Consider the following 26250-nt stretch of genomic DNA (forward strand, 5'->3'; position numbering starts at 1 on the left):
ATGAAGCTGGATGTCCGCAGAATCATGCGGTGCAGACGAAGATGACTGCCGGCCTGTTCTCCCGGATCAACGGTCCCCTGCGTCCGTGGACAGCGCCCTGTCCGCCGCCTCATAGTGCTGCTCGCGGATGTGGCCGCCGATCGCCGCAAGCGCGGCAGCGATGATCGCAACGTCGTCGGAATAGCCGATCACGGCAAGGAAGTCAGGGAGCGAATCGAACGGAAGGACGAAGTAGGCAAGTGCCGCGAGCAAAATGCCCCGAACGCGCACCGGCGTCTTCGGATCCATGGCGCAATAGTAGGCGGCCACGAGGTCACGGCTGAAGGGAACCTGTCGGAAGGCACGCTTCAGCGTCGGCCAGAAGCGCTTCTTTACCTTTCGCTGCTGGTTTTCCTGCTCGTCTTCATCGCCGGGCAGCAGGATTTCGCCGATCTTTACGTCATCCATTCCCACACTCCATGAGCATGCCGCGCACGCGGCGCTCTGCCGCTAACGATATGGGTATGGTCCAGATCCGCTTCAACCGGATGAGAGACTTCAGCTGCGCACGACCAAAGCCGGAACGAATCGGCGACAAAGGGCGGACACAGCTGGTTTCCGCTTTTGTTCACCGCAACATTTGGTGCAAAATCAAACTGTTAACCATAGGAAACAGTGGATAAGTTGCGCCAGCGGTCGCCGGCGCGCTACCCTAGGGGCGCCGGCGACTGCCTTGTTCATACGACGAACTGGCCGCCGTTTACGCTGAGTGTAGATCCGGTAATGAACCCGGCATCGTCGGAAGCGAGAAACACTGCTGCGCGCGCGATCTCTTCCGGCTCGCCGAGCCGCCCCACCGGGATCTGGGGAATGATGCGCTCGTTTAACACTTTTTCCGGAACTGCAAGGACCATTTCCGTTCCGATGTAGCCGGGGCAAATGGCATTGACAGTAATGCCCTTCGCCGCACCTTCCTGCGCGAGCGCCTTGGTGAAGCCGAGGTCTCCTGCCTTCGCCGCCGAATAGTTGGCCTGCCCCATCTGCCCCTTCTGTCCGTTGATCGAGGAGATGTTGATGACGCGGCCGAAGTTGCGATCCCGCATGCCGGTCCAGACCGGGTGCGTCATGTTGAAGAGGCCTGTCAGGTTGGTGTTTATGACGGCTCCCCATTGATCAGGGGTCATCTTGTGGAACATGGCATCCCGCGTGATGCCGGCATTGTTGACGAGGATTTCGATGGGGCCGAGATCCGCCTCCACCTTTGCGATGCCTGCAACACAGGCCTCGTAGCTCGATACGTCCCACTTGTAGACGGGAATGCCGGTCTTGGCCTTGAAAGCCTCAGCGGCCTCGTCGTTTCCGGCGTAGTTGGCCGCAACCTTGTACCCTGCATCCTTCAGCGCGATAGAGATGGCCGCGCCAATACCGCGTGACCCGCCGGTCACCAATGCTATCCTGGTCATATGCTTCACTCCCTAATCGTATTTTGATTGGATGCGCGGAGCATTCCCCACGGCACACGATCGCGTGCCGCCGGGTGCCCGTTTGGTAAGTGAATGCTTACATGCGTTCAACGCAGAGAGCGACGCCCATTCCGCCCCCGATGCAAAGTGTGGCCAGTCCTTTCGATACGCCACGGCGCTTCATCTCAAAAAGTAGCGTGTTGAGTACGCGTGCACCCGAAGCACCGATCGGATGCCCGATCGCGATCGCTCCGCCGTTGACGTTGACGATCGACGGATCCCAGCCGAGGTCCTTGTTGACGGCGCATGCCTGGGCGGCAAAGGCTTCGTTTGCTTCCACGAGATCGAGGTCTCCGACCTTCCAGCCGGCTCTCTCCAGCGCCTTGCGCGATGCCGGAATGGGACCGGTTCCCATGATTTTCGGATCGACCCCGGCAGTAGCCCAGGAGACGATGCGCGCCAGAGGCGCGATGCCCCGGCGGGAGGCCTCCGCTTCGCTCATCAGCAGCGTCGCAGCCGCCCCGTCGTTGATGCCGGAGGCGTTTGCGGCAGTCACCGTTCCATCCTTGTCGAAGGCCGGGCGCAGCTTCGCCACCGAATCCAGCGTTGCGCCGTGGCGGATATATTCGTCCGCATCGACGACGATGTCGCCCTTCCGGGTCTTGACGACGAAAGGCACGATCTCGTCCTTGAAGCGTCCTTCCTTCTGCGCAGCCTCGGCCTTGTTCTGGGAGGAAACGGCAAAGAGATCCTGCTCCTCGCGCGAAAGCTGCCACTGCTTGGCGACGTTTTCTGCAGTGATGCCCATGTGGTAGCCGTAGAATGCGTCCGTCAGGCCGTCCTTGATCATCGTATCGATCATCTTGAAGTCGCCCATCTTGACCCCGCCGCGCAGGTGGGCGCAATGCGGAGCCATGGACATCGACTCCATGCCGCCGGCGACGATGATGGAAGCATCACCGGTGGCGATCTGCTGCATGCCGAGCGCAACGGCGCGCAAGCCCGAACCGCAGAGCTGGTTCATGGTCCAGGCCGTCTTCTCCTGGGGAATGCCCGCCTTAATGGCTGCCTGGCGCGCCGGATTCTGCCCCTCGCCCGCCTGCAGCACCTGGCCAAGAATGACTTCATCCACCTCTTCAGCGGCGACACCGGCGCGCTCGAGAACCGCAGAAATCACCGTGGCGCCCAGCTCATGGGCGGGATTGTTGGCGAAGGCTCCGTTGAATGTGCCGACGGCGGTGCGTGCGGCGCTGGCGATGACAATGGATGGAGTGCTCATGGAGTGCTTCCTCGTTTGTTGTCCTGCGTCCCCTGCGGCACCAGTGCGATACCGTTGATATGGGCACGCTCGTCCGGGTAGTTCACGATACACCGGCAAAGCAGTGCCGGCGAACCCTCAAGTCAAAACTGGCAAAGCTGGGGGGCAGAGTCAAACGGATCGTCGGCTCGCTGCAATCAAACTGGCTGGCGCTTGCGTTTCGCCAAGTTATTTTGCGCAGCATTTTTCGCCGCAACGCACAATTCGATTGTCAGCAGGTTTTTTTTGCGGATACTCATTTCGACCAAAAAGCAGAATTGGAACACGGGGATGAGGAGACCCAGATGGCCAAGAATGACGGTCAGATAGTCATCAAGAAATACGCGAACCGAAGACTCTACAATACCGGAACGAGCACCTATGTGACGCTCGACGATTTGGCCGTCATGGTGAAGAAGGGAGAGGACTTCACCGTGCAGGACGCCAAATCCGGGGAGGACATAACGCATTCCGTCCTGACGCAGATCATCTTCGAGCAGGAATCCAAGACCGGCAATACATTGCTGCCGATCTCGTTCCTGCGGCAGCTGATCTCGTATTACGGCGACCAGATGCAGATGGTCGTGCCGAGTTATCTCGAGCATTCAATGCAGGCGTTCACCGAACAACAGGCACAGATGCGCGAGCAGATCAACAAGGCATTCGGGGACACGCCGATCAGCAAGAATCTCCAGCTCCCGATTCAGATCGTCGAGGAGCAGGTGCGGCGCAACACGGAAATGTTCCACAAGGCGATGCAGATGTTCTCGCCCTTCATGAATACTCCGCAGCCGAAGGAAACGAAGAAGGCGGAAGCCAAGGACATCGACGATCTCAAGGAGCAGTTGCGCGCGCTGCAGAACAAGCTCGACAAGTTCGGCTGAAGCCGAAGGTAACGCGCGAACCGGGCGTGAGGCGCAATGTTCGCTTCTGCCCGAATGCACTGGGTGTCGCGAGGCACATCGGGCAACGGGCCAAGAGAAGAAGAAAAAGAAAAGGGGCCGGTTACACCAGCCCCTTTTTATCGTAACCCATCAGAGGAAAGCTTATGCGCTTTCCTTCGGCGTCAGGACCTGACGGCCGCGATACATGCCGGTCTTCAGATCGACATGGTGCGGGCGGCGCAGTTCGCCGGAGTTCTTGTCTTCGATATAGGTCGGAGCCTTAAGACCGTCAGCAGAACGGCGCATACCGCGCTTGGACGGGCTTGTTTTTCTTTTCGGTACAGCCATTTCACTACTCCACTTAACGGGCAAAACATGTCCCCGGCCACTCAAAATGGCCGAAAAAGACATGTATCTATCTCGGAAATTTGCCGGGCTTATACATGGCAAAATCCTGCTTGACCAGTCCCTCAACACAATTTTTCGAATCCGCTCCGTCCGGCCGAAGGTTGGAGCAGCATATGGTCAAGCCTCGTCTTCGGGAACGATCCAGGGCTCGGCAAGGGCTGCCGTTTCCCACTTCTTCCAGGCCGGATGCGCCTTCACCCGGCTCATATAGGCCAGGGCGACCGGATCCTTGGTCAACTCGTAGACTTCGAGCCGGTTCACGACCGGGGCATACATCGCGTCTGCCGCCGAGAATTCACCGAAGAGGAACGGTCCACCCGAACGGTCGAGGCACTCACGCCAGATGGCCAGAATTCGCGCAACGTCCTCGGTGACGCCCTCCGGAAGCGCAATCGCGCCCCGCTCGCGCCGGATGTTCATGGGGCAGGCGCCGCGCAGCGCCCGGAACCCCGACAGCATCTCCATCGAGATCGACCGGGCGCTGGCGCGCGCCGCACGGTCCGCGGGCCAGATGCCGGCATCCGGATAAAGCTCCGCGACATACTCGATGATGGCGAGCGACTCCCAAACACTGATGTCGCCGTGCTTCAGGACCGGCACGCGGCCAGTTGGCGAGAACTTGTGAAACTCCGGATTGCCTGCAGGGAAATCGAACGGGATCACCACGTCTTCAAAGGATACTCCCGCCGCGGTCATCGCGATCCATGGGCGAAACGACCATGAGGAATAGTTCTTGTTTCCGATATAGAGAACGAGGTCGGACATAGGGGGCTCCTGCACATTTCGGATGGCGCGACACTATTCGCCGGCGCCGTCTGCGGCCAATGAAATGCACTGAACTCACTCATAAAGGCATTTGATGTATTCGCCTGAACGGCTCGCACGGCGCTCGATCAGGGAAGCCAGCCGCTTGAGGCCGCGCCCCGGCTTGGAGGCGTTGCGGTCGATCGGATTGGGAAGCGACACGGCAAGCAAGGCAGCCTGCCTCCGCGAAAGCTTCGATGCCGGCACGTTGAAATGGTGCTGGGCAGCCGCTTCGATGCCATAGATGCCGGGGCCCCACTCGGCAATGTTGAGGTAGATCTCCATCAGGCGCCGTTTGCTCCAGACGAAATCCGCCGCAAGCGCCAGCGGGAGCTCCATTGCCTTGCGCACGAAGGAGCGGCCGTTCCAGAGGAACAAATTCTTCGCCGTCTGCATGGGGATCGTGCTCGCGCCGCGCGTCGCCTCGCCATCGAGGGCATCGTTGACCACGCCGCGCATTTCGCCCCAATCGACTCCGCGATGACGGCAGAACTGGCCGTCCTCGGACATCATGACGGACTGGACCAGAACCGGGGCGATCTCGTCGAATTCGACCCATTGCCGGTCGTATCCGCGAAACGTCACGAGATCGGCGAGCATCAGGGTAGAAATCGGACGGACAGGTTCGATGGCGTAGATGAGGATCAGGGCATAGGGAAGGAACAGGATGGCCAGCGCTGCCAGCGCCAGCTTCCTCCAGGAGCGGCGAAGCCGTTTGCTCACACCCTCGCCCTCACTGGCCGGCAACTCCGTGTCCGTGCGTGTGTCCGGTAAGATCTCCAAAAGCAGCGGTCCGTCCTCTCGCCATCCCCGGTTTTCATAACCTCAGCGCCGTAGCAAAGCCAGTGGCGGCGGCGATTCTTTGTCAGTCTCCCAGGGATTCGCCGTTGCCAGCGGAATAGGCCCGTGCCAAAGAGCGGCCATGACCAAAGAGACACAAGATTTCCAGCACCGCCTGAAGGCAAATGCGGAGGCTGTCGAGACGGTTCTGGCGCGGCTGCTTTCTCCGGAGCCGGAAGGCGGCGAGATCGTGCGCCCCGCGCACCTGCTTGGCGCGATGCGACATGGAGTGCTGAATGGCGGTAAACGCCTGCGCCCTTTCCTGGTCATCGAATCGGCAGCCTTGTTCCCTGGAGCAGATCGCGAGGCGGCGCTGAGGGTCGGCGCAGCCCTGGAGTGCATCCACTGTTACTCACTCGTTCACGACGACCTGCCGGCGATGGACGACGACGATCTTCGACGAGGACAGCCGACCGTTCACATCGCCTTCGACGAAGCGACCGCAATTCTGGCGGGCGACAGCCTGCTGACCTTCGCTTTCGACATCATCGCCGCGCCGGAAACAGTTCTCCCTGATCGAACGAAAACCGAACTCGTCCTCGCGCTTGCCCGCGCCGCTGGGATCGGCGGGATGGCGGGCGGTCAGGCGCTTGACCTGGCTGCCGAGAGCACGACCCCGGATGAGAGCGGCATCGTCACACTGCAGGCCATGAAGACGGGCGCCCTGATCCGCTTTGGCTGCGAGGCTGGCGCGATCCTCGCTGGCGCGGCTACCGCCGAGCGGGTGATGCTGCGCCGGTTCGGCGAAGTCATCGGGCTTGCCTTTCAGCTTGCCGACGATCTTCTGGATCTGACCGCCGACGCCGAGACAATGGGCAAGGCCACCGGCAAGGACGCCTCGCGGGGCAAGGGCACCCTGGTGGCGCTTCATGGCCAGGGTTGGGCAGAGCATCGCCTGGATGCCCTGGTGCGCGAGGCAGAGGCCATTCTTGCGCCGTTCGGCGACAAGGCAGGGACATTGGTGGAAACGGCGCGTTTCATCGCGAACCGCAGGAGTTGACGTTATGAGCACCTATTGGTCCCCGATCGTTGCATCGCTCAAGCCCTATGTGGCGGGCGAGCAGCCGCGAATAGAAAACCTGGTAAAGCTCAATACGAACGAGAATCCCTACGGCCCGTCGCCGATCGCGATCGACGCGATAAAGGCTGCCGCTAGCGACAGTCTCAAGCTCTACCCCGACGCGAACGCGGTCGCTCTCAGGAAGGCGATTGCGAAGCGCTACGGAGTGACTGCCGATGAGGTCTTCGTCGGCAACGGATCAGACGAGGTGCTGGCCCACACCTTCGTGGCACTCCTCAATCACGAGTCTCCACTGCTCTATCCGGACATAAGCTACAGCTTTTATCCGACCTATTGCCGCCTGTTCGGGATAGACGCGGTCGAGGTACCACTGACGGAAGACTTCACGGTCGACCTCGCCGACTACAACCGTCCTGCGGGCGCGATCATTCTTCCCAATCCCAATGCGCCGACCGGTATCGGCCTTCCGCTTTCAGCGATCGAGGCGCTCGTGGCCGAGCACAGAGACATTCCCGTCGTGATAGACGAGGCCTATGTCGATTTCGGAGGAGAGACCGCAGTCCCCCTCACACGTAAGTACGACAATCTGCTTGTGGTTCAGACGCTTTCGAAATCGCGGTCGCTTGCCGGACTGCGTGTCGGGTTCGCCATTGGCCAGCGGCCGCTGATCGACGCGCTGGAGCGCGTGAAGGACAGCTTCAATTCCTATCCGCTCGACCGCGCCGCCCAAGCGGGCGCGATCGCGGCAATCGAAGACGAAGCCTGGTTCGACGAGACGCGGCTGAAGGTCATGGCATCGCGCGAGCGCGTCACCGGAGCGCTGCGCCAGCGCGGCTTCGAGGTCTTGCCATCGCTGGCGAACTTCGTCTTCGCGCGTCACCCCGATCGCAGCGGCGAGGCGCTTGCGAAGGGACTTCGCGAGCGCGCCGTTCTGGTACGCCATTTCGCCAAACCGCGTATTTCGGACTTCCTTCGCATTACCATCGGCACCTCGGAGGATTGCGACCGTCTGATTGCCGCACTCGACGACATCCTTTGACAGGACCACACGGTGAAGTATCTGATGTAAACCGGCCATCGTGATAAGGACGAGGTTCGATGACTGAAATCCTGCCCTTCATGCCGCAACTGACCGTCGCCTGGACGGCCTACCTGATCGCCACCGCATCGCCGGGGCCTGCGATCATGGCGATCATTTCAACATCGGTCAGCCAGGGCCGCAGGGCAGGTCTTCTCTTGGCCGCCGGCGTTCTCACCGGGTCCTATACATGGGCAGTGCTGACGGCATCCGGCCTTTCTGCACTGATCCGCAGCTACGGGCACGCGCTTGTGGTGCTGAAAATCCTCGGCGGCGCCTATCTGCTGTGGCTCGCGTGGGTTGCCCTTCGATCCGCGAGCAGAAACGGCAAGGCTTACTCGGCCGAGCAGACGCTGCCCGCGCTTTCCGCGCGACGGCAGTATCTCAAGGGCCTTGGCATCCACCTTACCAATCCGAAGGCGATCTTCTCGTGGATCATGCTGACGTCGATCGGCATGCCGGCAGGCGCCCCGGCAGGGGTGATGGTAACACTGATCGCCGGATGCATGGTGCTCGGGCTCATCACGTTCATCGGGTTTGCACTGGTGTTCTCGCTCGGGCCGGTCCACAGGGCATACCTGAAGTCCCGCCGCGTCATAGAGGCCATGATGGCGGGCTTCTTCGCATTCGCGGGCGTGAAACTGTTGACGGCCCGGATTTGACCTACTCCGCTGCCGCCTGTCCTTCGCCGAAGCGTTTCTCGATGTAGTCGGCGACGAGGGTCTCGAAATCGCCCGCGATGTTCGTACCCCTCAACGTCATCGCCTTCTTTCCGTCGATGTAGACGGGTGCGGCCGGCAGTTCGCCGGTGCCGGGAAGCGAGATGCCGATGTCCGCGTGCTTGCTCTCGCCCGGACCGTTGACGATGCAACCCATGACGGCGACCTTCAGCGCCTCGACGCCCGGATACTTTTCCCGCCAGACCGGCATGTTGCGACGGATGTCGTCCTGGATCTTCTGGGCCAGTTCCTGGAAAACCGTCGAGGTCGTGCGGCCGCAACCCGGACAAGCCGCGACGACGGGCACGAACTGGCGGAAGCCCATGACCTGAAGGAGTTCCTGGGCGACCTGGACTTCACGGGTACGGTCACCGCCCGGTTCCGGCGTCAGCGAAATGCGGATCGTATCGCCGATGCCCTGCTGGAGCAGGATGCCGAGCGATGCCGAGGATGCGACAATGCCCTTGGAACCCATGCCCGCCTCGGTCAGACCGAGATGCAGTGCATGGTCGGAGCGGGCCGAGAGCATCGCATAGACGGCGATGAGATCCTGCACGTTGCTCACCTTGGCCGAGAGGATGATGCGGTTGCGGGCCAACCCGATCTCTTCCGCAAGCTCGGCCGACAGGAGCGCCGACTGGCAGATCGCCTCGCGCATCACCTCCTGCGCGGTCAGCGGAAAGCCTCTCGCCTGGTTCTCGTCCATCAGGCGGGTGAGCAGCTCCTGATCGAGCGAACCCCAGTTGACCCCGATGCGCACCGGTTTGTCGTATTCGATCGCGCGCTCGATGATGGCACCGAACTGCTTGTCTTTCTTGTCCTTGAAGCCGACATTTCCCGGATTGATGCGGTACTTCGCGAGCGCTTCGGCGCAGGCCGGATGATCGGCCAGCAGCTTGTGTCCGATGTAGTGGAAATCACCGATCAACGGCACGTCCATGCCGAGCCGCAGGAGGCGATCGCGGATCTTGGGAACCGCCGCGGCGCTTTCGTCGCGATCGACCGTGATGCGCACCATTTCCGACCCCGACCGGAAGAGGGCGGCGACCTGGGCGACGGTGCCATCGATATCCGCCGTGTCGGTATTCGTCATGGACTGCACGACGATCGGTGCACCACCACCGACCATCACGCCGCCCACGTCAACGCCGACGGAGTGGCGGCGGGGTTTCGGTTCGAAGTCGAAGGAAGAAGACATGGATGGCCTCGTATCGAGTAGGCTTTCGGCTCAGCCGATGTTCATGCATTCAGGTGGAGGAGGAATTGTGGCTTGTCAACATCGCCTGGTCCGGTGACGCGGATTTGATAGACCGCACGATTGTCCCCTCTTCCGCGTGTCGCCGGCGAGGAGAGGCGACCGGATGGACCGGGCGCTTATCCGTATCTTCCGACACAGCCGGCGCCCGGTGAAGGCTGCAGGCAACCACCCGACCTGCGCGTTGAGCCCAGCCGCGCAACTGCAGGCATCAGGAGGTACGACTCACAGCGGCGCCGACCGATGACGTGAACGTCGGGTTGGGCAAAAAACAAAACCCGGTCGTTTCCGACCGGGTTTGTCTGTTTCGCTTGGGCGTGAACCTGTTTACCGGTTCGCCTTTCGCAGTTACTCGCGGTTTCCGAGGAAACGCAGCAGGAACAGGAAGAGGTTGATGAAGTCGAGGTAGAGCGTCAGAGCGCCCATGATAGCCTTGCGGCCGGAAACGACGTCATCATCTGCCTCGAAGTACATTCCCTTAATCTTCTGCGTATCCCATGCGGTCAGGCCGGCGAAGATGAGCACGCCGATCACCGATATCGCGAAGTCCAGCGCCGAGGAGGCGAGGAAGAGGTTCACGAGGGATGCGATGATCAGACCGAAGAGCCCCATGACAAGGAAGGAACCCATCCCGGAAAGATCACGCTTCGTCGTGTATCCGTAGAGCGACAGGGCGCCGAAGGAAGCAGCCGTAATGAACAGCGTCTTAACAATGCTGGCCTGGGTGTAGACGAGGAAGATGGACGACAGGGACAACCCCATCAGCGCGGCATAGATCCAGAAGGTCGTCTGTGCCGCGGCCACGCTCATCGACTGGATGCGGAAGCTCAGGTAGAACACCAGCGCAACGGGAGCCAGCATGACCACCCATTTCAGTGCCGACGTGTAGAGAGCGACTCCGAGGCTGGTCAGGAGCGTTCCGTTGGGCAGCGTTGCCGCCGCGGCAGCCTGATCGCTCGTCGTCGCAAGTTGGAAGAAGACGAATGCCGCTACACCGGTGATCGCCAAGCCCAGTGCCATCAGGTTGTAAACCTTCAGCATATAGGAGCGCAGGCCCTCATCGATCACGATGCCGGACTGTACGCCGGTATTCGCCATTCGGGTCTGGTAGTTGCGGGGATCAGCCATTTTTTCCTCTCGTAAAGCCCCGATGGTTTCTACGGTGTCGAGTGTTGGATTCATGTCCTTGAGGACCATGAACCATCTTGCGAACCCTCGCGGCCAACGCCGCATTGATCCGACACCCCAGGCGCCGCTGCGGGACTCCAGCATGCCTTGATCAAATATGATCACGAATTGTGTTCCGCACAAGACCTACGTGCAACCACTCGGTCGATTCAGACCACCGCCTCGAGGGAGTGGCCGCCTCAACACCCTGCAACACTGGGTTTCTCAAAGCTCGCGCAATACGGGTGCCGCCTTCTGCCCGAGCACCCGCCATGTACCGGCCAGGCCGATCCCGATCGTCATCACCAATGCCGTGGCTATCGTCGTCACTGCGACGTCCGGCAGGAAACGGAAGCCTATACGCATGATGTCACTCACCACGAACCATGCCGAAACGCTTCCGGCGAAGAGGGCGAAGATTGCCGTGGCCGTGCCGAGCAGCATGTATTCATAGGTGTAGGCGCGCACGAGCGTCGAGCGCGTGGCACCCAGCGTCTTGAGAACCACTGCGTCGTGGATGCGCGCCCTGTTGCCCGCCGCAAGCGCGCCCGCAAGCACGAGAACCGACGTTATGAGCGCGACCGCGGCAGCCGCCCGGATTGCGACCGAAAGCTGTCCAACCAGATCGTTCACTATATCGAGTGCATCCTTCACCCTCACGCTGGTGATCGTCGGGTATGCATTCGTCACCGCCCTGAGGGTGGCCGCCTCCTGTTCGTCGGTCGCACCTGGATCGATCATGGTGGCAAGCCAGGCGTGCGGCGCGCCGGCGAAAGTGTTCGGGGAGAACACCATCACGAAGTTGATCGAAAGGGACTCCCACTCGACCGTCCGGAAGTTGGCAATCCTTGCCGTGATGTTGCGGCCCAGCACGTTGACCGTCACCGTATCCCCGACCTTCAGGCCGAGTTCACCTGCCTCCCGGGACGAGAACGAGACCAGCGGCTCTCCAGAGTAATCCTGCGGCCACCACTGCCCCTCCGAGAGCGTTGAGTTCTCCGGGATATTCTTCGCATAGGTTATGCCGCGATCACCCTGAAGCACCCATCGGCTGCCCTGCGGCACGTTCCGCCGGCTGACGTCCTCTCCGTTGAACGCGAGAATCCGGCCGCGCAGCATCGGCACTTCGATAATCTTGCCCCCCGGCATGTTCTCGGACAGGACGCGCCGGAAACCTTCGACTTCGCTTCCCTGGATATCGACGAAAAAGAAGTTCGGCGCCCGCTCGGGAAGGCTGCCCGTCAGTTCGCGGCGCAGATTTCCGTCAATCAGGCTGAGGGTAACGAGCAGTGTCAGTCCGAGACCAAGGGACAGGATGACCGACGCCGTCAGCGCGCTCGGCCGATGGATGTTGCCGATGGCAAGGCGCAAGGAGGGCGAATGCACCCGCGGGCTCCGGCGTGCCAGCACGGTCACTCCGTATGCGACCAGACGCAACACCACGAAGGCGAACACGACGGCGCCAAGGAAGACGATCGCGATGTAGCGATCGAAGGCTGTCCAGACGGCAAGCCCGCCGAGCACGGTCAGAAAGAACGCAGCCCCTGCGATGTAAGGCCAGGCCGGGAGGCGGGCCGTCTCGAACCCCTGTTCGCGGAAAAGAGCCGTTGCCGGCACCGCCCGCGCATGGCCGAGAGGCATGATTGCAAAGGCGAGCGCGGTTACCACGCCGAAGATAGCGGCGAGCCCCAGCGCACCGGGGTAAAGCGCGGGCTCGGCGGAGATCGGGAGCAGATCGGCCAGGAAACGCATCGCGACCACCGGCATCAGCGCGCCGATGACGAGACCGCCAACGATTCCGATGATCGCGATCATCAGGATCTGGGCAAGATAGATTATCGAAATCAGCGACGCCGGAGCGCCGAGGCACTTGAAGGTCGCGATGACGCCCCTCTTGGAATCGAGATAGGCACGCACCGCATTCGCCACTCCAACCCCGCCGACCACCAGCGAGGTCAGGCCGACAAGTGTCAGAAACTGCGAAAACCGTGTGACGTTGTTCGAGAGCGAGGGCGTGGCATTCTCGCTGGTGCGGATCGACCAGCCGGCCGATGGAAACGCCTCGTTGGACCGTTTGCGGATTCCGGTCAGGCCGGCGACCGGATCCTCCATCTTCACCTTGTAGGCATGCTCGACGAGACTTCCCGTTTGAACAAGCCCCGTCTGAGCGATCGCTTCCTGTGAGATCATCAGCCGCGGTGCGAGCCCAAAACCCTCCGAAAGCGCGTCAGGCTCCTTCACCATCGTGCCCGTCAAGACAAGCCGGGCGCTGCCGAGCATCAGCTCGTCCCCGACCCTGATGCCAAGCCGCTCGAGAAGCAGGGGCGCAGCGACTGCTCCGAACCTCTCTCCGTCCTTTGCGAGGAGCTGCGGAAGCGGTCGCTGCGGGGCGGTTTCCACCTCCCCGTAGAGCGGGTAGGCATCGTCAACAGCCTTGATTTCGACGAGCGCCTGGTCGCGGCCATCGGCAAGGCGTGCCATTGAACGAAGCCCCGTGGAAACCGCGACCTTTCCAAGTGAATTGAAATAGCTGCGTTCCGCATCGGTGGCTGTCCGGTTGTTGAGTTCGAAACGGACATCTCCCGCAAGAAGCGTCTGCCCCTGGCGGGCGAGCGCTCCGGTAATCGCGCCGGATACGGAGTTTACGCCCGCGATTGCGGCTGTCCCGAGCGCGATGCACGCCAGGAATATGTAGAAGCCTCGGAGCCCGCCGCGCATCTCGCGAAAGGCGAGTCGGAAAGCGAGCACCACGGTCGACCGCGCGCTCATGCCGGCACCGTCTCACCCGCGGCGGCAGCCTGACTGCCGGACACGATTTCGCCGGAGCGCATCCTCACCTGCCGACCGCAGCGCCCCGCAAGAGACGGATCATGCGTCACGAGTACCAGCGTCATGTTGCGTTCAGCCTGCTGCAGGAACAGAAGGTCGGCGATCTGCCGGCCCGTCTCGCTGTCGAGGTTTCCTGTCGGCTCGTCCGCGATCAGCAGTTTCGGTGATGGCGCAAGCGCCCTGGCGATCGCCACGCGCTGCTGCTCGCCGCCCGACAGCTGCCCCGGATAGTGCGACAGTCTTTCGCCGAGACCGACTGCCTTCAGCTCACGCTTCGCGATACCGAATGCATCCCTGACATTGGCGAGTTCCAGCGGCACGGCGACATTTTCCAGCGCGGTCATGTTCGGGATCAGGTGAAACGACTGGAAGACGATACCGATGTTCCGTCCGCGAAAAGCGGCGACCTGATCCTCGTTCATCGTGTGGAGAGGCGCTCCGTCGATGTGGATCTCGCCGCCGTCCAGGCGCTCCAGCCCTGCCAGCACCATGAGCAGCGTCGATTTTCCTGACCCGGACGGCCCGACTATACCGATCGATTCCCCTGCCCGGATGGTGAGGTCGACGCCTTTGAGCACGTGGACGGAGGCGGCGGCACGTCCAAGCGTGAGATCGGCATTTTTCAGGTCGATTATGGTTTTGGCCAAGAAAATCTGCCCTATATGACTGGATGAAATGAAACTGACACCGGCAATTTAGGATCCCCGGAATGCTGTTTAAAGCCGCTCACGGAATTTTCACCGGCATGACGCTTCTGTCTCTTGCATTTGCATCGCCTTTGGCAGCCCAGGCGGCAAGCCTCGTCGGCTTTGGCGACAGCCTGATGGCAGGATACCAGTTGCCGGCGGAGGAGTCCTTTCCCGCGCAGCTGGAGAAGGCGCTGAAGGAGAAGGGCTTCGACATCACGATCGTAAATGCCGGTGTTTCGGGAGACACCAGTTCAGGAGGCCTGGCGCGAATCGACTGGTCCGTGCCGGATGGCACGCAAGGCGTCATCCTCGAACTCGGTGCAAACGATGCGCTTCGCGGCATCCCACCTGAACAGACGGAAAAGAACCTTGATGCGATGATCGCGCGACTGAAGGAACGCAAGGTTGGCGTTCTGCTCGTCGGAATGCTCGCCCCTCCGAACATGGGCCCCGAATATGCGCAGACCTTCAACGCGATCTATTCGCGACTTGCCGAGAAGCACGGCATTCCCCTCTATCCGTTTTTCCTCGACGGCGTGGTCACGCAGGCGCAGTTGCAGCTCGAGGACGGCATGCATCCGAACGGCAAGGGCGTCGCGGTCATGGTCGAACGCATTCTTCCTGCAGTCGAGTCATTCCTGACAAGCTTGGGGAAAGACGGATAGTACAATCTCGCGGGTGCGAAATAGGGGTTGCGTCTCGACTCGATGCGTGATTCGCTAAGCTATCTCTAGTAGAGACGGGGACCTCGCCATGCCGAGACTGTTTATCGCCCTCGAAATTCCGCGTAGTGCCGCAATGAGCCTTTCATTGTTACGCGGAGGTCTCCCCGGAGCTCGGTGGATCGACGTAGAAAACTTCCACATTACGCTGCGCTTTATCGGTGATGTTGACGGACGAACGGCCGATGAAGTCGTCAACAAGCTCGACCGGATCGACCGCAGCGAATTCCAGATCGCCCTCAACGGGGTTGCCTCGTTCGGCTCCAGGAAACCGCACTCCATCTACGCCGGCGTAACGCCGGCGCCGGAAATGTATGCGCTGCAGGCCGAGATCGAACGCATCTGCCAACGCCTTGGACTTCCTGCGGATCCGCGCAAATTTACCCCGCATGTGACCCTCGCGAGGCTTCGCAATGCAAGGCTGGAGGACGTCGTCTCCTATCTTTCTGGACGCGCGAATTTCCAGACGGCCCCCTTCACCATCAATCGATTCGTCGTCATGTCGTCGAAGGAATCGGTCGGCGGAGGTCCTTACCTGACGGAAGAAGTCTTCCCGCTCTCCGAAGCGCGGACGTCTCATGCCGCATCGGGTATCGAGGATCGTCCCTCCTGACGCTTGCACCTCGACGCTTCTAACGTCGTCGAAAGCAGTCCAGGCGGGAGTCTAGATGTGGTGACCCCTGAACGAATCACTTCTATATGATGCGGTGAACAAAACCTGAATCCGTGCGAGTCTGCGATTCGTCTCTGATTCGTTCTTTTGGTGTTCCGATTCCACTTTTCGTCCGGGACACACGGATTTTACCCGTCCGGAAGCCCCGTCGAGGTCACGAAATTGGACGTTTGGAGCGCCGTCCCCTTGCTATTGCACCGCGGCATGGGCATTTGTTGCCTGCCGGCTGAGAGGGTCCCAAGTCCCTTTGCGGCACGTAACTGAATTCTTGCCGAGGCGTTCCTTGTCTTCTGCACCGATGATTCTGAGTGGCCGCGGCGTGACTGCGGTCCTCGGCCCGACCAATACGGGCAAGACCCACTACGCTATCGAACGCATGGTGGCGCATGAGACGGGCGTAATCGGCCTGCCGCTGAGACTGCTTGCGCGCGAGGTCTATACCAGACTCGTCGAAAAGGTCGGCCATCACAATGTCGCGCTGATCACCGGCGAAGAAAAGATCGCACCGCACAAGGCGCGCTACTCGGTGTGCACGGTCGAAGCCATGCCGCGCGAGACACGTGCCTCCTTCGTGGCAATCGACGAGGTGCAGCTCGCCGGGGACCTCGAGCGCGGCCATATCTTCACCGATCGCGTCCTTCATCTGCGCGGCCGCGACGAGACGCTTCTCCTCGGCGCCGCCACCATGAAGCCGATCCTGCAACATCTGCTTCCCGGCATCACGATCGTCGAGCGACCGCGCCTTTCGCAGCTCTTCTATGCGGGCTCCAAGAAGATCACGCGCCTTCCCCAGCGCACTGCCATCGTCGCGTTTTCCGCCGACGAGGTCTACGCCATCGCCGAACTGATCCGCCGGCAGCGCGGCGGCGCGGCAGTGGTCCTCGGCGCCCTGTCGCCGCGCACTCGAAACGCGCAGGTGGGGCTCTATCAGGAAGGCGACGTCGAGTACCTGGTTGCCACCGATGCCATCGGCATGGGCCTGAACCTTGATGTCGATCACGTCGCCTTCGCGCAGGACCGCAAATACGACGGCTACCAGTACCGGAACCTCAATCCGGGCGAAATCGGCCAGGTCGCCGGGCGCGCCGGCCGGCATCTGCGGGATGGCACCTTCGGCGTGACCGGGCGGGTCAATCCAATGGACGAGGAACTCGTCCAGCGCATCGAGACCCATGATTTCGATCCCGTTCGCGTCCTGCAGTGGCGGTCGAAGAACCTCGATTTCAGCTCGATTACCGGTTTGAAGGCGAGTCTCGACGCGCCGCCCACGATCAGTGGCCTCACCCGCGCCCTCCCGGCAATCGACCAGCAGGCGCTCGAGCATCTGTCGCGATACCCCGATATCAAGGAAATCGCGACCACGGCCGAGCGGGTGGAAAAGCTGTGGGAGGCATGTGCCCTGCCGGACTATCGGCGAATTACGCCCGTCCAGCACGCCGATCTTATCTCGACCCTCTATGCCGATCTCGTCCGGCGCGGTACGGTGAACGAGGATTTCATGGCCGAGCAGGTGCGACGCGCCGATCGCACCGATGGTGAGATTGACACACTTTCGGCACGAATCGCACAGATCAGGACTTGGACCTATGTGTCGAACCGGCCCGGATGGCTTGCCGATCCGACACACTGGCAGGAAAAGACGCGGGAAATCGAGGATCGATTGTCCGATGCGTTACATGAAAGGTTGACGAAACGCTTTGTTGATCGCAGGACATCTGTGCTCATGAAGCGCCTGAGAGAGAATGCAATGCTGGAAGCTGAGATCAGTGTGAATGGCGATGTCTTCGTAGAAGGACATCATGTGGGACAATTGGCCGGATTCCGGTTCACGCCGGCGGCGGGCACGGAAGGTCCCGACGCGAAAGCGGTGCAGTCAGCCTCGCAGAAGGCCCTGGCGCTCGAGTTTGAGGCTCGCGCGGCGCGCCTCCATGCCGCAGGCAATGGCGATCTCGCGGTCGGCTCGGACGGCTATGTCCGCTGGCTCGGCGATCCCGTGGCCCGTCTTTCGGCGAGCGATCACATCATGCGCCCCCGCGTGATCCTGCTCGCAGACGAGCAGTTGACCGGAAATGCGCGCGACCACGTGGCCGCCCGCATCGAGCGCTTCGTGAACTATCATATCGCTAACGTGCTCAAGCCGCTCGACGATCTGTCGCGTGCAGAAGACCTTGAAGGTCTTGCGAAGGGACTTGCGTTCCAGCTCGTCGAGAGCCTGGGTGTCCTGTTCCGTCGCGATGTGGCCGAGGACGTGAAGTCCCTGGACCAGGACGCGCGTGCGTCGATCCGCAAGCACGGCATCCGTTTCGGTGCATACCACATCTTCATGCCGGCCCTGCTGAAGCCGGCACCGGCCGAGTTGATCACCCTGCTCTGGGCGTTGAAGAACGACGGACTCGACAAGCCGGGCTATGGCGACCTCATTCCGGTCCTGGCTGCCGGGCGTACGTCTGTTGTCACCGATCCCGCTTTCGAGCGCACCTTCTACAAGCTGGCCGGTTTCCGCTTCCTCGGAAAGCGTGCCGTGCGCATCGACATCCTCGAGCGCCTGGCCGACCTGATCCGGCCGCTCTTGCAGTGGAAGCCCGGCACTCCGCGCCCGGATGGTGCCTATGACGGCCGCCGTTTCACGACGACAACCGCCATGCTCTCCATTCTCGGCGCGACGCCGGACGACATGGAAGAAATCCTGAAGGGGCTCGGCTATCGCGCTGACAGCGTGAAAGCGGAAGAAGCCGCGGCCTTCCTCGCCTCTCAAACCGCAGCGGCTGCTCCGGCAGCGGAAGCGGCCGAGACGACGGACGACAACGGCAAGGCGGATCACGACGACGCCGACGCTGCCACGGAAACAGAGGGCGAGGCCCAACCCGCCGAAAGTGTTCAGGCAGCAGAGGAACAGTCGAGCCCGTTGGACGTTTCAAGCGAAGCGGCTGCAGCCGAGGCAGCGGAGCCGAAGCCGGTTCTGCTGTGGCGGCCGGGTTCGCGCCATGACAACCAGCGCCACAACCACCGCGACCGCGGACAGGGTGAACGGCATGGTGATCGACGCGACGGCAAGAAGCAGGCGGGCGGGCGCCCGGATCGAGCCAAGGGCCGCGACGGAAGGTCGCAGGATGCAGGCCGTCCGGATCGGGGCAACCGCCCTGATCGCGGTGAGCGGCCGGAGCGCAACGAACGCGGCGGTAAGCCGCAGCAGCAGAGGTTCGAGGCTCGGCCTCCGCGCAAGGAGAAGCCGATCGATCCGGATTCGCCCTTCGCGAAGCTCGCCGCGCTCAAGGAGCAGATGAAGAAGTAGCCATATGGCAAACGGTCAGGAACAGCCAACGGGTCTGGCGCGCCAGCGCATCGACAAGTGGCTGTTCTTTGCCCGGCTGAAGAAGTCTCGCTCTCTTGCAGCAAAAGCGGTGGAGTCGGGCGATGTCGCGGTCAACGGCCAGCAGATCCGGCAACCATCCTATGGCCTGAAAGCAGGCGACGTCGTGGTGGTGTCTGCCGACCGTCACGACATTGTCGTGAAAGTCCTCTCAGGCGGTGTACGACGTGGCCCCTACGAGGAGGCGCGCCTCCTCTATGAAGACATGACGCCTCCGCCTCCCCCGAAAGGTGAACGCAATCTCTTTGCCGAGGTGACGCGCGACCGGGGTGCAGGCCGCCCGACCAAACGCGAGAGGCGCCAGATCGACCGCTTGCAGGATGGAACGGACGATTAGAAAACTGTCCTTCAATGCCGCGGCTTTTAAGCATCGTTTGTCCTTGCAAAGCGATGGCAAAGTCTTTACCTGCAACGCGATAGAGGGCACATACTGAGGCGTAGAATGCGCGCGGCGATGCGTCTTCGTGATGGATTTTGGGACGAATTGTCCCGTCGCGGGACATGCCGCAGAGAATTCTCTGGAGTAACTCATGACGTATGTCGTGACCGACAATTGCATACGCTGCAAATATACGGACTGCGTTGAGGTCTGCCCCGTCGATTGCTTCTACGAGGGCGAGAATTTTCTCGTGATCCATCCCGACGAGTGCATCGATTGCGGTGTTTGCGAACCGGAATGTCCCGCCGAGGCGATCAAACCGGACACCGAGCCCGGACTCGACAAGTGGTTGAAGATAAACTCTGAATTTGCTCAGATTTGGCCCAACATCACCGTAAAGCGTGATGCCATGCCCGAAGCAAAAGAGATGGACGGCGAGGAAGGGAAGTACGAAAAGTACTTCTCGGCCAACCCTGGCCAGGGCGACTGACGGATCGCTCTCCATCTGCTTCTGCACTGTGGAAAACAGCCTTCCCACCCACTTTGGGGATAGGGCAGGCTTGATGACCCATGTAAAGCAAATTATTGATTCGGACACTTTTTTATGCTAGGGTCAAAAAACTGATCCAAATTGTGGCACTTTGCCGTGCCCAAAACACCACCACGAAAGCAAACGATCTCAAGACGACGCTCACCTCCCATAGGCAACCTCGTGTTGCTGCACTGTGATCGCGTCGTATGAATGTTTGTGCTTGGCTGTGCGGACCAGAGTTGAGACATCGCCCACGATGTCCCGTCTTTCCCGGGCCTCGCTGACCCGGCCCCGGCACCCGCCGGGAGCGTAACAGGGAGTATTTGAGCAGAATGACGACCCAGCAGAAGAAATCCTCGACGCGCCAAGGCTTCAAGACCGGTGAATCCATCGTCTATCCAGCCCACGGCGTAGGGCAAATCGTCGCCATCGAGGAGCAGGAAGTTGCAGGCATGAAGCTTGAGCTTTTTGTCATTGATTTCGAAAAGGACAAGATGCGCCTGAAAGTGCCGGTCGCAAAGGCCGTATCCATCGGCATGCGCAAGCTTTCCGAGACGGACTTCGTCGAACGTGCATTGAAAGTCGTGCAGGGCAAGGCCCGCGTGAAGCGTACCATGTGGTCGCGCCGCGCACAGGAGTACGATGCGAAGATCAATTCAGGTGACTTGATCTCGATCGCCGAAGTCGTACGCGATCTCTATCGTGCAGAGAACCAGCCGGAACAGTCTTATTCCGAGCGCCAGCTTTACGAGGCGGCACTTGACCGCATGGCGCGTGAAATCGCCGCCGTCAACAAGATGTCCGAAACCGAAGCTGTTCGCCTCGTTGAGACCAATCTCAGCAAGGGTCCGAAGCGCGGCAAGCTGATCGAGGAAGACGATACGCAGGACGAAGCCGCTTAAGCTTCCCCGCATCGACGACGATTCAAAACCCGGCTGTTTCAGCCGGGTTTTTTTGTGGAACTTTTTTGGGGCGTACGCGTTGCGACCACGAAGAAATGGGCAACCTACGCCGTTACAGACGTGCCACGGTTGCCCATCGCTCACCGCAGACGAAGATTTGCGCTGATTGCGGTTCGTAATCCGGCCAATATATCTAAGCGTAAGTGACGATCGGTTTACGGGGGACATGGTTCATGATTACCACCACAGCAGACCGCCGCATGATCAAGCTTGCAATGTCGGCGCCCTATCTCGAGCGCGACGAGGAGCAGGCGCTCGCTCACGCGTGGAAGGAAAATAACGATCAGGAAGCCCGCAATCGCATCGCCATGGCCCACATGCGTCTGGTCATATCGATGGCGGCCAGGTTTCGTAATTTCGGTCTGCCCGTGGGCGATCTTGTCCAGGAGGGCCATATCGGGCTGCTGGAGGCGGCGGCGCGCTTCGAGCCTGACCGCCAGGTCAGATTCTCGACCTATGCCACCTGGTGGATCAGGGCCTCCATTCAGGACTACGTATTGCGCAACTGGTCCATCGTTCGCGGCGGCACCAGCTCCGCGCAGAAGGCGCTGTTCTTCAATCTGCGGCGGCTGAGGGCACGCCTTGCAAGCGGCGACCGCCAACTTACTTCAGAGGCCGTGCACGAGGAGATTGCGGCGGCGATCGGCGTCAGCACGGCGGATGTCCGCAACATGGATGCGAGGCTCTCCTCATCCGACATTTCCCTGCAGGCCCCGCTTTCTTCCGGCGACGATGAAGGTGCGAACCGGCTCGACCTGCTCGCAAGTGATACGCCGCTCCCGGATGAGCAAGTCGGAGAGATAATCGACGGGGAGCGCCGGCGCGGATGGCTCCATTCCGCACTCGCCCAGTTGAACGCTCGTGAAATGAAGATCATTCACGCCCGACGCCTCGCTGAAGAGGGTGCCACTCTGGAGGAACTCGGGGCGGATCTCGGCATCTCGAAGGAACGAGTGAGGCAGATCGAATGCCGGGCGCTCGAGAAGCTCAGAACAGCTTTGGTCGAGAGCACCCCCGGATTTTCCGCGACGATGCAAGCGTGACCAGCGTGCCGAGGCACTCAGTCGGTCACAGCGAGTGAGATATCGCGGAGCGACACGCCACGCTGTCACTCCGTGATGATCTTTACCTTGTCGCCCGGTTTGACGGTGCTCGTGGCCGTCATGGCGTTGATCAGGCGGAACAGATCAAGCTTCCGGTCCGTACCCATCATCCTGCCCGCCAGGGACGCCACGGTGTCGTCCTTTCCTGCCGTCACGACACGCACGCGAAGTGGCTTCAATTGGGCAGCTTCCTCCGGCGTAAGTCTTCGGAACGAGGCCCTCAGAACATCCGCGGTCGTCCGCAGCGCTGGCGAACCCTTCGGCACGGCGGTGAGGAACCGGTAGATCTGATCGTCGATGCGAACGACGGTCACGTCGAAGTCCCAGCGATCTGCCGAGGCGCTGGCCGTTGCTGCTTCCAGGCCATTGATGGTGATCGGCTGGATCGTTTCCGGCAGCAGGCCCGTGACCCACCCACTGGAAATATAGTTCACGAGGCTCTGCCGTTGACTGTCCGCAACGCCATCGAAGCGGATGGCAACGTCGCCAGGGCCCGTCGCCAGCACGGCTTCCGCCTTGTTGTCGATCTGGAAGCCTGCAGGCACGTCGAAGCGAATCCCGAGCTTGCCATGCAGGAAGGTCTGCCCGCGAACATAGCCCTCCTGCGGGCTATCTCCGTAGAGCAGGCCGTTGATGCCGGCGAGATAATAGTCCCGGCCCCGATCGCCCACCGTTCCCTCCGGTCCGAAGGCCCGCGCATGCAGCCGCGCCAGCTCGACGCGCTGGGGAGCGTTCGGATGGCTCGAGAGGAAGTCCAGGCTCTGGTCGGACTCGGGGTCGACGGCGGTAAACCGGCTGTATGCGGCCATCGAGTCAAGGAAACGCGCTGCCGCATAGGGATCGTAACCCGCTTCCCCGAGCATGCGTACGCCGATGACGTCGGCCTGCAGTTCCTGGTTTCGCGAGAAGGCGGCGAGCCGGAGTTTGCCCCGGGCGAGCGCCTGCTTGCCGGCAATGTTGCTGGACAGCACTTCGGCCACCACGCGGCTGGCGATGACCTCGGCCTCTTCCTTCTTCTGCCGTTCGATGCCGTGGTTGGCCGTCACGTGCGCCATTTCATGCGAAAGGACTGCAGCCACTTCCGAGGCGTCGTTCGCAAGCGCGAGCAGGCCACGTGTCACATAGAGATAGCCGCCAGGAAGCGCGAACGCGTTGATCGCCGGCGAATTGAGGATCGTGATCCGATAGGACTGAGTCGGGTTTTCCGAGACCGCCGTCAGGGCTCCCGCTATGCGCGCAACGAGCCGCTCGGTCTTCGCGTCCTTGTACTCGCCGCCGTAGCTCGCAACGATGCGCGGATGCTCGCGGGCACCAAGCTGGGCACGCGGGTCGTTCTTCTGCACCTCAGCGACGATCTGGGGATTGGACGAGGGCGAGACGGAAGGTTCATAAGACTGCTCAAGAACCGACTGGCACGCGGACAGGAGTGCAGCTGCGAGAAGCACACCCGGCAGGACTTTCCGCAAACGGCGCCCAGAGTCCCTCACTGCAAGCTGGTCTATGCTCCGCATTCCTGTTGCCACGCCCCTTCACGGTCGGATACTCGAGGCGCTTCCTGCTCCAGCAGCACGCCAGGGAACCTTACCCTCTCCTGCCACCGAGAGATAGGCGCCGCTTCCGCTGAGGGCAACTCCCGATCGACAATGCATTCCGTTTGTGGCTCCGGTGACACAGGGCAGCGTCTAAAATATGGCAATCCCTCTCTCAAAAATAATATTATTTTTCAATACGCAAGGAACTTCAGGAGGGAGGCGTTGTCGCGGTGGGAGAAGAAGTCCGCGACGGGCTCGAATACACGGATCGCGCCGTCCTCGATGAACATAGCACGATCGGCTATCCTGCGTATGTCGTCCGGCTGATGGGTGATCATCAGGATCGTGCTCTTGGTCTCACGCTTCAACTCAACGAGGAGTGATGTCATCTCGGCGCGCATGGCCGGATCGAGCGAGGCAAAGGGCTCATCAAGAAGGATGATGGGCCGCTGGCGTACGAAGGCACGGGCGAGCGCCACACGTTGCCTTTCTCCGCCCGACAGCGAGGACGGCATGCGTTGGGCGTAGTTGCCGAGACCGACCCGCGTCAGCGCATCTGCAATCCGCTGTCGTTCGGCCCCGGTAAGCTTCAGGGCGGGATTGATCCCCAGTCCGACATTTTCGGCAACCGCAAGATGCGAAAAGAGATTGTTGTCCTGAAACACCAGGGATACGGGGCGCTCTGCCGGACCACGGCCCTGCATGTTTTCGCCCAAAATCTCGACTGATCCCGACTGGAGCCGCTGGAAGCCGGCGATGACGTTGAAAAGCGTTGACTTGCCCGCCCCGGAAGGTCCCGCGACAGCGACCGAGATCCCTTGCGGAATCTCGCAGTCGAAAACGAGCCTCTTCTCCGCGAACGCGACGGTCGCGTTCTTCAGCCGGATCGCGCTCGCCGCGCCGGGATGGGTTCGCGTCTCAACCATTGGCGGTTTCCCCGGTCCCCCACGACAATGTCGAAGGCAATACGAGCAAGAGGCAGATTGCGCCGAGGACAAGCGCAATGCCCGCGGCGTCATCGGTGCGATAACTGCCCATCCGGCTGAACAGCAGCCACGGAAGCGTGGTGAAACCCTCGGCCCCGAAAATCGCGATTGCTCCGAGGTCCCCGAGCGACAACGCCATTGCAAAGGCAAAGGCGGTCAGCAGAGGGCGCTTCAGGGCTGGAAGATCGATCCAACGTACACGATGCATGCCGGTTACGCCGAGGCTGAGAGCCAGTCGCGCCGTTCGTGCGATATGGGTTCTGTAGGCAGGTTCGAGCACCTGCACGACGAATGGCATAGCCATCAGTGCATTGATCACCACCACGACGTAGGGTGCCATATGCCCGGTCTCCCCGAATGTGCGAAGGACGAGGAACCACCCGGTTGCAATAACGATCGGTGGAACGAGCAGGATGAGCGAGGCGGTCCCCTTGAGCAGGATTGCAAGGAACCGGGTGGAACCAAGGGACGTATCGGTCGGCAGGGTAAGATGCGGTAGCACGATCACCGGAACGACCAGCGCGAGGGAGAGCAGGCCCGAGCTGAAGGCAATCGCGAGGCTTGTGACCAATGCCTTGTGAAGCAAAGGGTCGGCGGCAAGCCGCCCGAGATCTGCTGCGAACCCGGATACCACGATCGCCACAATGGGAGCACCCACGAAGGAGGCGAACGCTACGAGGATCGCCGCATCGGCCAAGCGTCTCCCGGCAGCGTCGAAGCGGCGGATCTCCCGCCCCGTAGTCGTCCCTTCCGCCGGTCGATTGCCGACAAGCGCCATGATCGTCAGGAGCGCGCCGGTCACGAGGATCTGCAGGAAAGAAAGCAGGACGGCGCGCGGCGGATCGAAATCGAACCTCAGGGCCTGGTAGATCGCGACCTCGATGGTGGTCACTGCGGGGCCACCTCCAAGCGTGAGCACGATGGTGAAGCTGGTCACGCACAGCATGAAGATGAGGCCGGCAATCCCGGGAATGAGCTGGCGCAGGACGGGCCACTCGATGAGGCGGAACACCGCGCCCGGCCTCATGCCGAGATTGGCAGTTGAAAGCCAGTACTCCGCGGGAATGCGATCGAGTCCGGCGAGCAGCAGCCGAGTTGCCAGTGGCAGGTTGAAAAAGACATGGGCGATGAGGATGCCCGACAGTCCATAGATGCTGACAGGTCTCGTTGCGCCTGCAAACAGGAGGAGATCGTTGACAATGCCCTGCCGGCCCCAGATCGTGACGATGCCGAGCGCTACCACGAGCGCCGGCATGCCCAGAGGCAGCGCCGCGAGACGGACAAGCCAGTTTCGTCCCGGAAATCGACGCTGGCGTGCCAGCGCCCTGGCGACCGGAATGGCGAAAGCCACGGACAGGAAGGTGGAAAGGAACGCCTGCAGGAGCGTGAAGCGCGCGACCCGCCAGACATAGGCATCAAGCAGAACTTCCCCACTTCGTTGGCCGGCACCGTTCGCCAGGAGCACCGCGATCGAAATGCCGACGAACGAAGCGACGAAGCCGAGGACAAGAGCCCCGGCCCCACGCACAAATCGCTTCTCGGCACGAGAATACATCGG

At 61.3% G+C, this 26250-nt stretch carries 24 protein-coding genes; 11 read left to right on the plus strand and 13 right to left on the minus strand.

What is annotated here, in order from left to right:
* Positions 1–66 precede the first annotated feature (66 nt).
* From F3Y30_RS02040 to F3Y30_RS02050, 3 genes are all read right to left on the minus strand, one after another.
* Positions 67–447, minus strand: coding sequence for a YkvA family protein (locus F3Y30_RS02040; protein WP_203424924.1), 381 nt, complete (start codon positions 445–447; stop codon positions 67–69).
* Positions 448–716: 269 nt separating this feature from the next.
* A complete protein-coding gene (locus F3Y30_RS02045) occupies positions 717–1442 on the minus strand; it encodes a beta-ketoacyl-ACP reductase (protein ID WP_203424925.1) in 726 nt (241 codons plus the stop codon).
* Positions 1443–1539: 97 nt separating this feature from the next.
* Positions 1540–2721 (minus strand): acetyl-CoA C-acetyltransferase, encoded by a 1182-nt coding sequence (locus tag F3Y30_RS02050; RefSeq protein ID WP_203424926.1) that lies wholly within the window; start codon positions 2719–2721, stop codon positions 1540–1542.
* A 323-nt stretch (positions 2722–3044) separates the two neighbouring features.
* On the opposite strand from F3Y30_RS02050, the gene phaR reads away from it, so the two are divergent.
* Positions 3045–3623 carry a polyhydroxyalkanoate synthesis repressor PhaR gene (gene phaR, locus F3Y30_RS02055; RefSeq protein ID WP_203426451.1) on the plus strand — a complete coding sequence of 193 codons (579 nt, stop codon included), beginning with the start codon at positions 3045–3047 and terminating at the stop codon, positions 3621–3623.
* 162 nt (positions 3624–3785) lie between these two features.
* On the opposite strand, the gene rpmF is transcribed toward phaR, so the two are convergent.
* The 3 genes from rpmF to mtgA form a co-directional block, all read right to left on the minus strand.
* Positions 3786–3971: a 50S ribosomal protein L32 gene (rpmF, locus tag F3Y30_RS02060; protein WP_203424927.1), complete on the minus strand. Its 186-nt coding sequence runs from the start codon at positions 3969–3971 to the stop codon at positions 3786–3788.
* A gap of 177 nt (positions 3972–4148) precedes the next feature.
* Positions 4149–4796: a glutathione S-transferase family protein gene (locus tag F3Y30_RS02065; RefSeq protein ID WP_203424928.1), complete on the minus strand. Its 648-nt coding sequence runs from the start codon at positions 4794–4796 to the stop codon at positions 4149–4151.
* A gap of 75 nt (positions 4797–4871) precedes the next feature.
* Positions 4872–5618: a monofunctional biosynthetic peptidoglycan transglycosylase gene (mtgA, locus tag F3Y30_RS02070; protein ID WP_203424929.1), complete on the minus strand. Its 747-nt coding sequence runs from the start codon at positions 5616–5618 to the stop codon at positions 4872–4874.
* Between the two features lie 139 nt (positions 5619–5757).
* Between mtgA and F3Y30_RS02075 the strand changes: the two genes are divergently transcribed.
* Genes F3Y30_RS02075 through F3Y30_RS02085 form a run of 3 tightly spaced genes read left to right on the plus strand, consistent with a single transcriptional unit; the run spans position 5758 to position 8436 of the window.
* Positions 5758–6675: a polyprenyl synthetase family protein gene (locus F3Y30_RS02075; protein ID WP_203424930.1), complete on the plus strand. Its 918-nt coding sequence runs from the start codon at positions 5758–5760 to the stop codon at positions 6673–6675.
* 4 nt (positions 6676–6679) lie between these two features.
* On the plus strand, positions 6680–7735 hold the full coding sequence (hisC, locus tag F3Y30_RS02080; protein ID WP_203424931.1) for a histidinol-phosphate transaminase: 1056 nt from the start codon (positions 6680–6682) through the stop codon (positions 7733–7735).
* A gap of 59 nt (positions 7736–7794) precedes the next feature.
* The gene (locus F3Y30_RS02085; RefSeq protein ID WP_203424932.1) at positions 7795–8436 is read left to right on the plus strand and encodes a LysE family translocator; all 642 of its coding nucleotides are present in this window, start codon (positions 7795–7797) and stop codon (positions 8434–8436) included.
* A 1-nt stretch (position 8437) separates the two neighbouring features.
* Here F3Y30_RS02085 and ispG read toward each other — a convergent pair whose 3' ends face one another.
* The 4 genes from ispG to F3Y30_RS02105 all read right to left on the minus strand — a co-directional run bounded on the left by ispG (position 8438) and on the right by F3Y30_RS02105 (position 14391).
* On the minus strand, positions 8438–9691 hold the full coding sequence (gene ispG / locus F3Y30_RS02090; protein ID WP_203424933.1) for a flavodoxin-dependent (E)-4-hydroxy-3-methylbut-2-enyl-diphosphate synthase: 1254 nt from the start codon (positions 9689–9691) through the stop codon (positions 8438–8440).
* 405 nt (positions 9692–10096) lie between these two features.
* Positions 10097–10876 carry a Bax inhibitor-1/YccA family protein gene (locus tag F3Y30_RS02095; protein ID WP_203424934.1) on the minus strand — a complete coding sequence of 260 codons (780 nt, stop codon included), beginning with the start codon at positions 10874–10876 and terminating at the stop codon, positions 10097–10099.
* A 264-nt stretch (positions 10877–11140) separates the two neighbouring features.
* Positions 11141–13684, minus strand: a complete 2544-nt coding sequence (locus F3Y30_RS02100) for an ABC transporter permease (RefSeq protein ID WP_203424935.1) — start codon at positions 13682–13684, stop codon at positions 11141–11143.
* Entirely contained in the window at positions 13681–14391 is a 711-nt protein-coding gene (locus F3Y30_RS02105; RefSeq protein ID WP_203424936.1) for an ABC transporter ATP-binding protein, read from the minus strand. Before F3Y30_RS02105 ends, F3Y30_RS02100 begins: the two co-directional genes overlap by 4 nt.
* 62 nt (positions 14392–14453) lie before the next feature.
* Here F3Y30_RS02105 and F3Y30_RS02110 point away from each other — a divergent pair, with 62 nt between their 5' ends.
* The 7 genes from F3Y30_RS02110 (at position 14454) to F3Y30_RS02140 (ending at position 22114) form a co-directional block, all read left to right on the plus strand.
* Entirely contained in the window at positions 14454–15098 is a 645-nt protein-coding gene (locus tag F3Y30_RS02110; protein ID WP_203424937.1) for an arylesterase, read from the plus strand.
* A gap of 88 nt (positions 15099–15186) precedes the next feature.
* Positions 15187–15768 (plus strand): RNA 2',3'-cyclic phosphodiesterase, encoded by a 582-nt coding sequence (gene thpR, locus F3Y30_RS02115; RefSeq protein ID WP_203424938.1) that lies wholly within the window; start codon positions 15187–15189, stop codon positions 15766–15768.
* A 358-nt stretch (positions 15769–16126) separates the two neighbouring features.
* Positions 16127–19120, plus strand: a complete 2994-nt coding sequence (locus tag F3Y30_RS02120) for a helicase-related protein (RefSeq protein ID WP_203426452.1) — start codon at positions 16127–16129, stop codon at positions 19118–19120.
* A 4-nt stretch (positions 19121–19124) separates the two neighbouring features.
* Positions 19125–19535, plus strand: coding sequence for an RNA-binding S4 domain-containing protein (locus F3Y30_RS02125; protein WP_203424939.1), 411 nt, complete (start codon positions 19125–19127; stop codon positions 19533–19535).
* 193 nt (positions 19536–19728) lie between these two features.
* Positions 19729–20067 carry a ferredoxin FdxA gene (gene fdxA / locus F3Y30_RS02130; RefSeq protein WP_203424940.1) on the plus strand — a complete coding sequence of 113 codons (339 nt, stop codon included), beginning with the start codon at positions 19729–19731 and terminating at the stop codon, positions 20065–20067.
* Positions 20068–20441: 374 nt separating this feature from the next.
* Positions 20442–21011 (plus strand): CarD family transcriptional regulator, encoded by a 570-nt coding sequence (locus F3Y30_RS02135; protein WP_203424941.1) that lies wholly within the window; start codon positions 20442–20444, stop codon positions 21009–21011.
* Positions 21012–21244: 233 nt separating this feature from the next.
* Positions 21245–22114: an RNA polymerase factor sigma-32 gene (locus F3Y30_RS02140; RefSeq protein WP_203424942.1), complete on the plus strand. Its 870-nt coding sequence runs from the start codon at positions 21245–21247 to the stop codon at positions 22112–22114.
* Positions 22115–22179: 65 nt separating this feature from the next.
* Here the strand turns inward: F3Y30_RS02140 and F3Y30_RS02145 are convergent, their stop codons facing one another.
* The 3 genes from F3Y30_RS02145 to thiP all read right to left on the minus strand — a co-directional run bounded on the left by F3Y30_RS02145 (position 22180) and on the right by thiP (position 26247).
* On the minus strand, positions 22180–23619 hold the full coding sequence (locus tag F3Y30_RS02145) for a M48 family metalloprotease (protein WP_348649860.1): 1440 nt from the start codon (positions 23617–23619) through the stop codon (positions 22180–22182).
* A gap of 278 nt (positions 23620–23897) precedes the next feature.
* A complete protein-coding gene (gene thiQ, locus F3Y30_RS02150) occupies positions 23898–24632 on the minus strand; it encodes a thiamine ABC transporter ATP-binding protein (protein WP_203424944.1) in 735 nt (244 codons plus the stop codon).
* Positions 24625–26247: a thiamine/thiamine pyrophosphate ABC transporter permease gene (gene thiP / locus F3Y30_RS02155; protein ID WP_203424945.1), complete on the minus strand. Its 1623-nt coding sequence runs from the start codon at positions 26245–26247 to the stop codon at positions 24625–24627. Before thiP ends, thiQ begins: the two co-directional genes overlap by 8 nt.
* Positions 26248–26250 lie beyond the last annotated feature (3 nt).

The sequence above is a fragment of the Sinorhizobium sp. BG8 genome (assembly GCF_016864555.1).
Classification (GTDB): domain Bacteria; phylum Pseudomonadota; class Alphaproteobacteria; order Rhizobiales; family Rhizobiaceae; genus BG8.